The sequence below is a fragment of the Streptomyces sp. Ru73 genome, assembly GCF_002920575.1.
Classification (GTDB): domain Bacteria; phylum Actinomycetota; class Actinomycetes; order Streptomycetales; family Streptomycetaceae; genus Streptomyces.
This window is the reverse complement of the sequence record NZ_PQSQ01000022.1, coordinates 72,910-84,282: the sequence shown is the minus strand read 5'-3', so window position 1 is coordinate 84,282 and position 11,373 is coordinate 72,910. Positions and strand designations below refer to the sequence as shown.

Genomic DNA, 11,373 nt, shown 5'->3' with positions numbered 1-11,373 from the left:
GGACTCTTGCGAGTCCTCACCACCGAGGCGGCGGAGGTGCCGTCAGCTGGTCAGCGAGGCGGGAGAGGCGGTCGCGGAAGCGGCGGTGGCGGCGGGGTGCGGGCAGGCTGTTCTCCCCGGCCGCCGCGCTGACCAGGTGCTGCACGGTGTCCAGGTCCAGGTCGGCGGCGGCAGGCCCGGCCGCCTCCGCCGTGTCGTCCGGAGCGGCCGCACCCGCCGTCGCCGGCTCTCCCGGCAGTGGCGGAACCGGCAACGCCGGAACCGTCAGCGCGTCGTGGGCCAGCGCGCCCAGGTCGCGGTCGCCCGCGTCCAGGGCCAGCACCGTCGCGCCGTTGCGCCGGGCGTCGTGCACCCGCTCCAGCAGCCCGGCGCCCGGCGCCTCCGGCGTCACGACCAGCAGCGTCTCGCCCCGCCTGGCCGTCTCCAGGCGGCCGAGGCCCACCGAGAGGTGGGCCGGGACGCCCAGCGGGACCCGGTGCCGGACCAGGGTCGGGGACAGCTCCGGCAGGCCCGACCAGGCCGCCTCGTCGTCCAGGTGCGCCGCCAGGTGCCAGGGCTCGTACTCCGCGCTGCCGACCAGCAGCAGCCCGCCGCCGTGCGGTGCGACGGACGCCCGCAGCGACCCGGCGAAGCGGCGGGTGGCCTGGATCCATTCGGTCCCGGCGAGGACTTCGCGCAGCAGCGCGACGCGTACGGCATCCATGCCGCCGCATCCTGCCGCGGCCGACGCCCCGCCGGAGCGCAGGTCGAACGGCATCACTCGTACGAGGCATACCCGTTCGACGTGCGTCCGGGGGCGGCTACGCCTCCTGCTGCATGCGGGCGGCCGGGGCCGGGGGCTCGAGCGCCGACTGTTCGCCGGACAGGTGGTCGCGGGGGGCTTCCGGGTCGAGGAGGCGGTTCAGGCGGGCCGGGACGTCGAGGCCGACAAGGAGGACGACAAGGAGCGTGCCGGCGAAGGTGAGCAGGGCGAGGGAGCCGCCCAGCGACCGGCCCTCGGCCAGGCTCGCGCCGAGCACCGGTGCCACCGCGCCGCCCAGCGCTCCCACGTTGTACGTGAAGCCCAGGCTCGCGGCCCGGTTCTCGGTGGGGAAGTGGCCGCCGATGTACCGGGGCAGGAGCCCGGAGATGCCGAAGCTGAGCGCCTGGAGGACGAAGAGCAGGGCGCCGAGGAGCAGCAGGCTGTCGCGTGCGGCGAAGACCGGGAAGATGAAGACCAGGGAGGCGAGCAGGGTGACCGCGTACGCCTTCTGGGAGCCGATCCAGTCGCCGACGAACCCGGCCAGCCAGCAGCCCGCCATGGTGCCGAAGCCGGCGAAGAAGAGGACGTTGGTGACCTCGCCGGGGGAGTAGTGCAGCTCGGTCTTCAGGTACGTCGGCAGCAGCGCCTGGATGGGCCAGGTGTAGAGGAAGGCGACGAAGACGGTGACGATCAGGGAGAGATAGAGGAGCCAGCCGCGGCGGCCGCCGAGCTGGACCGCGAGCCCGACCAGGGCCAGGGTCGCGAGGACGGCGAGTACGGGGACCGCGCCCGCGCCCACCGGGGTGAAGACGCCGAAGAGGGCGAGGGCCGCGACGGCCGTCAGCACGGTGTTGAGCGTGGCGCGGAGCGGCGTGGCGAAGAGCGGCCGGAACGGGTTCGGCCGCGTCTCCCGCTCGGCGACCGTCGCGCTCCACTCCTCGGCCTCCGGCAGCGCCCGCCGCACCCACAGCGCGATCACGATCGGGGCCAGCCCGATGTAGAACATCCAGCGCCAGCCGAGCGCCGGCACGACCCACTTGTAGCACTCGGCGGCCAGCACCGAGCCCACGGAGAAGCCGGAGATCAGGAAGCCGCTGGCCCGGCCGCGCACCCGGGAGGGCCAGCTCTCCAGCACGTACGTGGCGCTGGCGCTGTACTCGCCGGCCATGCCCATGCCGATCAGCAGCCGGGCGACGAAGAGGCTGGTGTAGTCCCAGGCGAAGCCGCAGGCGAAGGTGCCGAGGGAGTACAGCAGGATGCTCGCCACCATCGACGCCTTGCGGCCGAAGCGGTCGCCGAACGCGCCGAGGACGGCGCCGCCGAGCCAGCGGGTGATGAACGCGCCGGACACCAGGCTCGCGCCCTGCACCGTGCTCAGCCCGAACTCGTCGCTGATCTCGGTGAGGACCAGGGTGATCAGCACGAAGTCGAAGCCGTCGAGGACGTAGCCGATCCAGGCGGCGAAGAACGCCTTCCACCGGGCCGGGGTGACCTCCCGGTACCAGGGCGGGCGCGCGGGGGCGCTCATCGGACCGGCTCCAGGGCCGCGGCGGTCAGATGGCGCGCGACCTCGGCCACCGCATCCGGGCCGAGCGGAAGCTGCGGCGCCGCGGTGGCCGGGTGGCCGATGATCCCGAGCAGGTGCAGCGCGGCCTTGAAGGAGCCCAGCGCCGAGGAGCTGCGGCCCATCTCGGCCTCGGGGCCCACGTCGACCATGCCGAAGAGCGCGGCCAGCCGTTCCTGCTCGGCCGCGGCGCCCGCCCAGTCGCCCGCGCGGCAGGCGTCGTACAGCCGGACGTAGCCGGCCGGGTCGACGTTGCCGAGGCCCGGGACCACCCCGTCGGCGCCGGCCAGCAGCGCCGCGTCCACGGTCAGCTCCGAGCCGGTGAGCACCGAGAAGTCCGGGACCGGGCCGGAGCGGCGGCCGTCCCTGCCGCCCAGCGCGACGAGGAGCCGGCGCAGCCCGCCCTCGTCGCCGCTGCTGTCCTTGAGCCCGGCCAGCGTGCCGTCCTCGGCCAGCTCCCGCACCAGCGCGGGGGAGAGCTTGCTGTGCACCGAGACCGGGATGTCGTACGCGAAGAGCGGCAGGTCCACGGCGGCCCGGAGCGCGCGGAAGTGCCCGGCGATCTCCCTGGGGTGCGTACGGGTGTAGAAGGGCGCGGTGGCCACCAGCGCGTCGGCGCCCAGCTCCGCCGCGGTGCGGGCGTGGTCCAGCACCCGGGCCGTGGTGGTGTCGATGACCCCGGCCAGCACCGGTACCCGGCCGTCCGCCGCCTTGATCACGGCGGCCAGGGCGGTGGCGCGCTGCGCGTCGGTGAGGTAGGCGGCCTCGCTGGTGGAGCCGAGCGCGAAGAGGCCGTGCACCCCGCCGCCGACCAGGTGGTCCACCAGCCGCCCGAGGGAGCCGGTGTCGACCTCGCCGTGCGGGTCGAGCGGGGTGCAGACCGGCGGTACGACACCGGTCAGCGGAGTGGGCAGTGCCATGACGGGCTCCAGAGCGGCCAGAGGTCGGATGTGGGACATGGGATGTCCTATGTCTGGGTCACAATAGACCCGGCCCGGAGCGATCGGTCAAGAGGTCGCGGACCGGATCATCCGGATCCACCACCTGGCGAGACGGAGAGGCAGACACATGGCGCGCGGCACGATGTCCGAGGACGTCCAGGCGCAGATCAAGCGGCTCATCCTGCGGCGGAAGCTGGTGCCCGGCGACCCGCTGCCCACCGAGGCCGAACTGGTCGAACTGCTGGACGTCAGCCGCAACTCCGTCCGCGAGGCGCTCAAGGCGCTCCAGGCCATGCGGATCGTCGAGATCCGGCACGGCTTCGGCACGTACGTGGGGACGCTGACCCTCGACCCCTTCGTGGAGGGCATCGCCTTCCGGGCCGCGGTCCGCCACCACCAGGGCGAGGCCAGCCTGTACGAGCTGATGGAGGTCCGCGAGGCGCTGGAGGCAGGGCTCGTCGGTGCCGTCGCGCGCAGCCTGCCCGCCGAGGACCTGGCCGTACTGCGCGGCCTGGTCGACCGGATGGAGAAGGAGGCGGCGGCCGGCGGGGTCGAGGGCGCCACCGACCGCGCCTTCCACCTCGCGCTCTACCGCTCGCTCGGCAATCACCTGCTCAGCGAGGTGCTGGACGCCTTCTGGGACGCGCTGCGCCGGGTCCGCAAGGACCTGGACGACAGTCGCCAGGACCCGGAGGTGACATGGCGTCAGCACCGGGAGATCGTCGACGCGCTGGAGACCGGCGACGGCGACCGCGCGGTCGAGGCGATGCACCGTCACTTCGACGGCATCCGCGAGCGCCTGAAGGGCGTCGTGTAACGGGCGAGGAGGGCGTGTTCTCCAGGAAGCCCGCCGCACCCCGACCCCTTGCGTACGACCGGAGTTCACCCGCAGTTCCCCCTGCTGTGGCATACGCGCGAGGCGGGCGACACGGGGCATGTCGGGTGCCTTGACGCCCCGTTGGGCGCTCCCTATGGTCACGGCAAGACAAGGGACGTCCTACGTCCGGTCGTTGCATCCGGCCGTTAGGGGCTGCCGTGGCGTACGAGACTTCGCAACCCTTCCTCGCCGGTACCGGCGGCTACGCCAGTTACCGCATCCCGGCCGTGGTCGCGACCCGGGCCGGCACCCTGCTGGCCTTCGCCGAGGGCCGCGTCGCCTCGGCGTCCGACACCGGCGACATCGACCTCGTCCTCAGACGCTCCGCCGACGGCGGCCGCACCTGGGGCCCGCTCACCGTCGTGGACCGCAACGGCACCGGCACCGCCGGCAACCCGGCCCCCGTCGTCCTGCACACCGGCCCGCATCGCGGCCGCGCCGTCCTCGTCCACGTGCGCAACGCGGGCAGCGCCACCGAGAGCGCCATCCGGCGCGGCGAGGTGTCCGCCGCCGACGGCCGCCGGGTGTGGCTCCAGTACAGCGACGACGACGGGCTCACCTGGAGCACCCCGCGCGAGATCACCGCGCAGACCAAGCGGGCGAACTGGCGGTGGTACGCCACCACGCCCGGCCACGCGCTCCAGCTCCGCGAGGGTCCGTACGCCGGCCGGCTGGTGGTCCCCGCCAACCACTCCATCGCCCCCACCGTGCCCGGCGACACCGGCGCCGAGGGCCGCTACGACGGCGGGCACGTGCTGCTCAGCGACGACTCCGGGGCCACCTGGCGGATCGGCTACACCGACTCCAACCCCAACGGCTACATCAACACCAACGAGACCACCGCCGCCGAACTCCCCGGCGGCCGCCTCTACTTCAACGCCCGCAACGACTCCGGCGCGCCCGGCACCCGTGTCGACGCCTACTCCGCCGACGGCGGCGCACACCTGGAGAAGCCCTTCCGCTCCCAGGCCGGCCTCGCGGCGCCCGTCGTCCAGGGCAGCGTGCTCCACCTCGGCACCCCGGACGTGCTGCTCTTCTCGTCCCCCGCCGACCGCGAGTCCCGCGCCCTGATGACCGTACGCGCCAGCCGCGACCAGGGCCTGACCTGGTACGACGCACACACCGTCAGCGGTCTCCCGGCCGCTTATTCCGACCTCGTCCGCATCGACCCCGACACCGTCGGGCTGCTCTACGAAACCGGCGACTTCAGCGCCTACTCGACGATCACCTTCCGCCGCATCCCCGTGGAGGAGCTGGCATGAGGACGTACGACACGAACCCTTCGGGCGGCGCACGCCGCAGATCAGTCCTGGGCGGGGCCGCCGCCGTCGCCGCGGGCTTCGCGCTGGCCGGATGCGGCGGCGGTGACGACGACAAGAAGGCCGCGCCCAAGGAGCGCAAGAAGGGCCAGAAGATCACCCTCACCTTCTGGTCCTGGGTGCCCGGCATCGACAAGCCGGTCGACCTCTGGAACAGCAAGCACCCCGAGGTCCAGGTCAAGGTCGAGAAGGTGTCGGCGGTCAACGGCGCGCAGTACGCCAAGATGCACGCCGCGATCAAGGCGGGAAACCCGCCCGACCTCGGCCAGATCGAGTTTCCCGTCGTGCCCAGCTTCCTGCTCGACAACGGGCTGCTGGACCTGACGACCATCGGCGGCGAGCGGTACAAGGACCGGTTCGTCGGCTGGCAGTGGCAGCAGTCCGTCTTCGGCAAGGGCGTCTACGCCATCCCGCAGGCGTCCGGGCCCATGGGCCTCTTCATCCGCCAGGACCTCTTCGACAAGTGGGACATCGAGCCGCCCGCCACCTGGGACGAGTACGAGGCCGCGGCCAAGAAGATCCGCAAGAAGGGCGCCTGGATCGAGACGTTCGCGCCCACCAACGGCAACCGCTTCGCGGGCTACGCCTGGCAGGCGGGCGCCCGCTGGTACGCCGCCGAGGGCGAGACCTGGACCGTCGCCCTCGACGACGAGCCCACCCGCCGGGTCGCCGACTACTGGGAGGCACTGGTCAAGCAGAAGCTCGTCAAGACCATCCCGGACCGCCAGAACGCCTGGTACAAGGACATCCAGACCGGCGCCATCCCCGCCTGGCTCGGCGCCAGCTGGGGCGACGCGCTGCTGGTCGGCAACGCCCCGGACACCAAGGGCAAGTGGCGCGCCGCACCGCTGCCGCAGTGGAAGAAGGGCGCGAACGCACAGGCCAACTGGGGCGGCTCGACCACCGCCGTCTTCGCGGGCGCCACCTACCCCAAGGACGCCCTCGACTTCGCCGTCTGGCTCAACACCGACCCCGAGGCGATCAAGCTGCTCATCGAGGGCGGCTACGGCTTCCCCAGCGCCAAGAAGGGCTACGAGACCAGCGACCTGGACGTGCACAAGGACTTCTTCGGCGGGCAGGCGTACAGCCAGGTCTTCCGGAAGGCCGGCGACCACGTCGACACCAGCTGGCAGTGGGGCCCCGGCGTCGACACCCTCTACCAGCGCCTGGGCGACGCCTTCACCGAGGCGCTGAGCAGCGGCGACTCCTTCCGCTCCGTGCTCAAGAAGGTCCAGGCGCAGACCGTGAGCGACCTCAAGGGCAAGGGCCTGAAGGTGGAGAGCGGCGGGTGAGACGGCCGACCCGTACGGAAGCCCGGAACGCGCGCGCCGCCGCGGGCTTCCTGCTCCCCTTCCTCGCCCTGTTCCTGCTCTGCTTCATCGCGCCCATCGTCTACGCGGTCTGGCAGAGCCTGCACAAGACCGAGCGCACCGGGCCGCTCGGCCTCGGCGGCGCGGAGCACGAGGTCTTCGCCGGGCTGTCCAACTACGCCCAGGCGCTCGCGGACGACCGTTTCCTCTCCGGCTTCGGCCGGGTGCTGCTGTTCGGTGCCGTACAGATTCCCCTCATGATCATCCTGGCCACCGTCCTCGCGCTGCTCCTGGAGAGCGCGAGCGCCCGCTGGGTGACGTTCTTCCGGAGCGCGTTCTTCCTGCCGTACGGCGTGCCCGGCGTGATCGCCTCGATCCTGTGGGGCTTCCTGTACGTCCCCGGGATCAGCCCGCTGGTGAAGATGGCCGACGCGGTCGGCTGGGACGTGGACTTCCTCTCCCGCACCACCGTCCTGTGGTCCATCGCCAACATCGTCACCTGGCAGTTCACCGGCTACAACATGCTCGTCCTGATCTCCCAGCTGAAGGCCGTACCGCAGGAGCTGTACGAGGCGGCGCGCATCGACGGGGCGAACGCGCGCCAGGTGGCGCTGCACATCAAGATCCCGCTGATCCGCCCCGCCCTCGTCCTGACCTGCGTCTTCTCCATCATCGGCACGCTCCAGCTGTTCGCCGAGCCGATGGTGCTGCGGCCGCTGGCCTCCTCCATCGACTCCGGCTACACGCCCAACCTGCACGCCTACAGCGAGGCGTTCGTCGGCAACAACCAGCACCTCGCGGCCGCCGAGGCGGTACTGCTCGCGCTGGTCGCCTGCGTCCTGTCGTTCGGCTTCCTGCGGCTGGTCGGCCAGCGGGGGAAGGGGGACGGCCGATGACCCCCGTACGGCTCCGCTACCGCATCATCACCTGCGCGCTGCTCACCGTCGCCGCCGTCTACTTCCTCGTCCCCGTGTACTGGCTGGTGGTCTCCGCGACCAAGAGCAGCGGCGACCTCTTCGGCAGCTTCGGCTTCTGGTTCGCGAGCCCCCGGCCGGTCCAGTACCTGACCGACGTCCTCACCTACGACCACGGCATCTACGTCCGCTGGTTCGCCAACTCCCTGCTGTACGCGGGCGCCGGCGCACTCGCCGCGACCCTGCTGTCCGCCGCGGCCGGCTATGCGCTCGCGAAGTTCCCCTTCCCGGGCCGGGAGGCCGTCTTCAACGTCATCCTGGCCGGCGTGCTGATCCCCGGCACGGCGCTCGCGCTGCCGCTGTACTTCCTCTTCAGCGGCGCCGGGATGTCCAACACCTACTGGTCCGTGCTGGTGCCCAGCGTGGTCAGCCCGTTCGGCGTCTACCTCTGCCGGATCTACGCGGCGGCCGCGGTGCCCGACTCGCTGCTGGAGGCGGCCCGCATCGACGGCGCGGGGGAGTGGCGCATCTTCTCCGGGCTCGGCCTGCGGCTGATGATCCCCGCGCTGGTCACCGTCTTCCTCTTCCAGTTCGTGCACATCTGGAACAACTACTTCCTGCCGCTGGTCATGCTCTCCGACTCGTCGCTGTACCCGATCCAGCTGGGCCTGACGTCCTGGACGGGCTACGCCGACCGGCAGCCGGAGCTGTACCAGTACACCGTCGGCGGTGCGTTCCTCTCCGTGCTGCCGCTGATGGTCCTGATGACGGTGCTGCAGCGGTACTGGCGCACCGGCCTCACCGAAGGCAGCGTCAGGGCGTGATCACCGGCGTGATCACCGGCACGCCGCGCCCGGCTGCCCGGCGCGGACGGGGCGTGCCAGTATCGCTGTCATGACTACTCCTGAGGACGCAGGCCCCGTGAACGTCGCGACCGAAGCCAAGAAGGCGCTCAAGAAGGACCCCTGGGACCTGCCGGACGTGTCCGGGCTGGTGATCGGCGTGCTCGGCGGCACCGGCGACCAGGGACGCGGGCTCGCGTACCGGTTCGCCCGGGCCGGCCAGAAAGTGATCGTCGGCTCGCGGGCCGCCGAGCGGGCGATCGCGGCGGCCGAGGAGATCGGGCACGGCGTGGCGGGCGCGGACAACGCGGAGTGCGCCCGCCGGGCCGACGTGGTGATCGTCGCCGTGCCGTGGGAGGGCCACGCCAAGACGCTGGAGTCGCTCCGTACGGAGCTGGCCGGCAAGCTCGTCGTGGACTGCGTGAACCCGCTCGGCTTCGACAAGAAGGGCGCCTACGCGCTGAAGCCGGAGGAGGGCAGCGCCGCCGAGCAGGCCGCCGCCCTGCTCCCGGACTCCCGGGTGACCGCCGCCTTCCACCACCTCTCCGCCGTGCTCCTCCAGGACCCGGACGTCGCGGAGATCGACACGGACGTGATGGTGCTCGGCGAGAAGCGGGCCGACACGGACGTGGTGCAGGCGCTGGCCGGGCGCATCCCCGGCATGCGCGGCGTCTTCGCCGGCCGGCTGCGCAACGCCCACCAGGTGGAGTCCCTGGTCGCCAACCTGATCTCCGCCAACCGCCGCTACAAGGTGCACGCGGGACTGCGGCTCACGGACATGTGAGGGCACGGCGCGGGCGGCGGCCGGCGGGAGCGGGACGGCGCGCCCCGGAGCGGCCCGCTCCCGGCCCGGCGGCGGCCCGGAGCGGGTGAGCGGCGGCCCGGAGGGGGCGAGCGGCGGGCCGGAGTCGGGCGGAGCGGGGCATGGGGGACACTGGAGGGGACCGCAGTACCGCAGTACCCCGACAGGAGCCCCCTCCCATGCCCGCCCTGCCTCCGTCCGGCCCGGCCCGGCGCCTCGCCGTCTTCGCCCTCGTCGTCTGCGTCCTGGCGGTCGTCGCGGCCGTCGTCTCCTTCGTGGCGGGCAACCTCATCGGCATCGCCTGGGTCCTGATGGCCGGCGTCTCCAGCAACATGGCGTGGTTCTACCTGCGCCGCGCCAAGCAGGAGCGCGCCGCCGCGGAGGAGCAGGCCGCCGCGCAGGAGCGGGCCGGGGCACAGGGCTGAGGCCCGCGCCGGGGCGCCCGCCGGGCGGCAGCCGGTACGCCCGGATGCGCGACCGCTAGTACATCTGCGGCTCGCCCTGCCAGAAGCGGAAGAACTCCTGCCCGAGGTAGGTGTCGAACTCCGAGACGCCCAGCGCCCCCAGGATCGCGTGCACCGCGGTGAAGAACGCCTGGTTCACCCCCGGCGCCCACAGCAGCCCGAACACCGCGATCAGGCCGAACGGCGCGAACGGCTCGACCTGCCGCCGCACGCCGTACGGCAGCCACGGCTCGAGCACGCCGTACCCGTCCAGGCCCGGCACCGGGACGAAGTTCAGGATCGCCGCCGTCACCTGCAGCAGCGCCAGGAACGCGAGCGCGAACCGGAACGGCGCCGGCACGCCGTCCATCGCGCCCAGCCAGAACGGCGCGGTCACCACGACCGCGAACAGGACGTTCGTCAGCGGGCCCGCCGCCGAGATCAGGCTGTGCCGCCAGCGGCCCCGGATGCGGCCGCGCTCGATGAAGACCGCGCCGCCCGGCAGCCCGATCCCGCCCATGATCACGAAGATCACCGGCAGCACGATGCTGAGCAGCGCGTGCGTGTACTTCAGGGGATTCAGCGTCAGGTAGCCCTTGGCGCCGATCGAGATGTCCCCGCTGTGCAGCGCGGTCCGCGCGTGCGCGTACTCGTGCAGGCAGAGGGAGACGATCCACCCCGAGACCACGAACAGGAACACGGCGAAGCCGGTGTTCGCGGCGAGCCTCCCCGTCCACACGGCCCAGCCCGACACCGCCATGACGGCGACGAGCGCGAGGAAGACGGGGCTGACGCGCCGGTCGGCGCGCCGGACTGCGGTGGTCATCGTGCGGTGCTCCTGAGGGGGACGAGGGGCGGGGAGGCGGATCGTACTCGGCCGGGGCGGCGGGCCGTACCCGGAAAACGACGAGCGGTACGCCGGTGGTTCCGGGCAGTCTGGTCCCATGTCCGTACCCGAACCCGCCTCCGCCACCCCCGTCCCTGCCCCGGACACCGCCGACGATGCACGGACCGATGACGCGCGAACCGATGACGCACGGGCGGAGGACGCGCGGACGGATGACGCACGGGCCGGCGAGGCCGGTGGCGAGGTCCGGGGTGAGGTCCGGCGGGTGTTCTACGAGGACTGGGAGATGGAGTGCTGCGGGACGCCCTTCTCCGTGGGCGACCGGGTCACCTGGAACGTGGACCCCGCGAGGGACCCGATGTGGGACTGGCGCGTGAACAACCACGGCGACGCGCCCGGCGGCCCGTCCTCGGTCACCGGCCTGGTCCGCTCGGTGCGGATCGTCACCGAGGGCTACCGCCGCCCGGCGGGCTCCCATACGTACGAGCAGGTGCCCGGCGAGCGCGGCCTGCACCCGGTCCGTACGTGCCCGAAGTGGTTCGCGGAGCGGCCGGACGACGGGACGCGGCGCCGGCCCGACCACTACCTGCGGGAGAGCGGAGCCTTGGTCGAACTGGAGGTGGCGGTACCGCCGCCGGGCGAATCGGCGACGACCACCGCCACGGAGCAAAGGGCCGGCGCCCGGCGGAAGCGGACCAGCGCACGGAGACGCCGGGGCGCCGCCCGGCGACGGTGAGCGGGCAAGGGGCAGCGGACAGCGGACAGGGCAGTG

At 72.6% G+C, this 11,373-nt stretch carries 12 protein-coding genes; 8 read left to right on the top strand and 4 right to left on the bottom strand.

Features of this window, described 5'->3' with window-relative positions; genetic code table 11:
* Positions 1-16: 16 nt before the first annotated feature.
* The 3 genes from C3486_RS13285 to C3486_RS13275 form a co-directional block, all read right to left on the bottom strand.
* The gene (locus C3486_RS13285; RefSeq protein ID WP_103832867.1) at positions 17-703 is read right to left on the bottom strand and encodes a hypothetical protein; all 687 of its coding nucleotides are present in this window, start codon (positions 701-703) and stop codon (positions 17-19) included.
* Positions 704-800: 97 nt separating this feature from the next.
* Entirely contained in the window at positions 801-2,270 is a 1,470-nt protein-coding gene (locus C3486_RS13280; RefSeq protein WP_103832860.1) for a sialate:H+ symport family MFS transporter, read from the bottom strand.
* Complete coding sequence (locus C3486_RS13275) at positions 2,267-3,226, bottom strand: dihydrodipicolinate synthase family protein (RefSeq protein WP_103832859.1); 960 nt, start codon at positions 3,224-3,226, stop codon at positions 2,267-2,269. Before C3486_RS13275 ends, C3486_RS13280 begins: the two co-directional genes overlap by 4 nt.
* 148 nt (positions 3,227-3,374) lie before the next feature.
* On the opposite strand from C3486_RS13275, the gene C3486_RS13270 reads away from it, so the two are divergent.
* The 7 genes from C3486_RS13270 (at position 3,375) to C3486_RS13240 (ending at position 9,736) form a co-directional block, all read left to right on the top strand.
* Positions 3,375-4,064, top strand: a complete 690-nt coding sequence (locus C3486_RS13270) for a FadR/GntR family transcriptional regulator (RefSeq protein ID WP_103832858.1) — start codon at positions 3,375-3,377, stop codon at positions 4,062-4,064.
* Positions 4,065-4,282: 218 nt separating this feature from the next.
* On the top strand, positions 4,283-5,386 hold the full coding sequence (locus tag C3486_RS13265) for an exo-alpha-sialidase (protein WP_103832857.1): 1,104 nt from the start codon (positions 4,283-4,285) through the stop codon (positions 5,384-5,386).
* A complete protein-coding gene (locus tag C3486_RS13260; RefSeq protein ID WP_103832856.1) occupies positions 5,383-6,735 on the top strand; it encodes an ABC transporter substrate-binding protein in 1,353 nt (450 codons plus the stop codon). Before C3486_RS13265 ends, C3486_RS13260 begins: the two co-directional genes overlap by 4 nt.
* Positions 6,732-7,649, top strand: a complete 918-nt coding sequence (locus tag C3486_RS13255) for a carbohydrate ABC transporter permease (RefSeq protein ID WP_103832855.1) — start codon at positions 6,732-6,734, stop codon at positions 7,647-7,649. Before C3486_RS13260 ends, C3486_RS13255 begins: the two co-directional genes overlap by 4 nt.
* Positions 7,646-8,491 (top strand): carbohydrate ABC transporter permease, encoded by an 846-nt coding sequence (locus tag C3486_RS13250; protein ID WP_103832854.1) that lies wholly within the window; start codon positions 7,646-7,648, stop codon positions 8,489-8,491. The genes C3486_RS13255 and C3486_RS13250 overlap by 4 nt, the downstream gene beginning before the upstream one ends.
* A gap of 70 nt (positions 8,492-8,561) precedes the next feature.
* On the top strand, positions 8,562-9,293 hold the full coding sequence (gene npdG / locus C3486_RS13245) for an NADPH-dependent F420 reductase (protein ID WP_103832853.1): 732 nt from the start codon (positions 8,562-8,564) through the stop codon (positions 9,291-9,293).
* Positions 9,294-9,490: 197 nt separating this feature from the next.
* Positions 9,491-9,736, top strand: coding sequence for a hypothetical protein (locus tag C3486_RS13240; protein ID WP_103832852.1), 246 nt, complete (start codon positions 9,491-9,493; stop codon positions 9,734-9,736).
* 55 nt (positions 9,737-9,791) lie between these two features.
* Here C3486_RS13240 and C3486_RS13235 read toward each other — a convergent pair whose 3' ends face one another.
* Positions 9,792-10,580 (bottom strand): site-2 protease family protein, encoded by a 789-nt coding sequence (locus tag C3486_RS13235; RefSeq protein ID WP_103832851.1) that lies wholly within the window; start codon positions 10,578-10,580, stop codon positions 9,792-9,794.
* A gap of 118 nt (positions 10,581-10,698) precedes the next feature.
* Here C3486_RS13235 and C3486_RS13230 point away from each other — a divergent pair, with 118 nt between their 5' ends.
* Entirely contained in the window at positions 10,699-11,337 is a 639-nt protein-coding gene (locus C3486_RS13230; protein WP_103832850.1) for a DUF6578 domain-containing protein, read from the top strand.
* The last annotated feature ends 36 nt before the right edge of the window (positions 11,338-11,373 follow it).